This window comes from Zhengella mangrovi (assembly GCF_002727065.1).
Taxonomy (GTDB): domain Bacteria; phylum Pseudomonadota; class Alphaproteobacteria; order Rhizobiales; family Rhizobiaceae; genus Zhengella; species Zhengella mangrovi.
The window spans coordinates 1-822 of record NZ_PDVP01000061.1 but is presented as its reverse complement, the minus strand read 5'-3'; the positions used below and the strand labels follow the sequence as shown (position 1 = coordinate 822).

Genomic DNA, 822 nt, shown 5'->3' with positions numbered 1-822 from the left:
CTATTTCAAGGATACCACGCTGTCCGGGCGCCAGACGAGCGAGACGATGTCGCTGGATGCGTCGGTCACCCTGCTGGACATGGGAACCCGGTACTTCGGGGTGAAGCGGGCGAAGGCGGAATCGCTGGCAGCCGACTACCGGGTGCTGGCGGAGGAGAATTCGGTCCTCGCCGAAGCCGCGGCCGCCTATCTCGACCTGCTGCTCGCGCGCAAGCGCAGCCAGACGCTGAAGTCGATGCGGGCCAACATCGCCCATCTCGTCGACCTGACGGGGCGCGCGCAGAGCCGCGGCTTTGCCGATACCGGGGACGTGGCCCTGGCACGGGCGGAACTGTCCTTCATCGAATCCGATCTCGAGGCGGCGCGCACGGCGGAAGAGAAAGCCGGGATCCGGTATCGCTCGATCACCGGCCTGCAATCCCTTCCGCCGGACATGGCCTACCATGCCAATGCGATCGGGCTGGGCGAACAGGACATCGAACACCTGATCCAGACCGCCATGCGCCGCAATCCGCGGATCAGGGCATCCTTCGCATCGGCCAGCGCGGCCGGCTATGCCGCGCGCGAGACATTCGGGAAATATCTCCCGAAAGTCTCCATGTATGCCGCCTATGAACAGGATCGCCTGAAGCGAACGGACGATACCTGGTCGATCGGCGTCCGGCTCAATGTTCCCCTGCTCGATGCCCGGTCCATGCCCGACGTCCAGAGGGCCCGTTTCGAAACGGCCGCCGCGACCTATGCGGCCCAGGACATGCGGCATGACGTCGAACGGGAATTGCGCCAGGCCTGGTCCGACTATGTCGGCCTGTCCGGCCAGGG

At 65.6% G+C, this 822-nt stretch carries 1 protein-coding gene; it reads left to right on the top strand.

The window, feature by feature from the left end:
* A partial coding sequence (locus tag CSC94_RS23975) for a TolC family protein (protein WP_133123111.1) occupies nt 1–822 on the top strand: 822 nt, incomplete at both ends.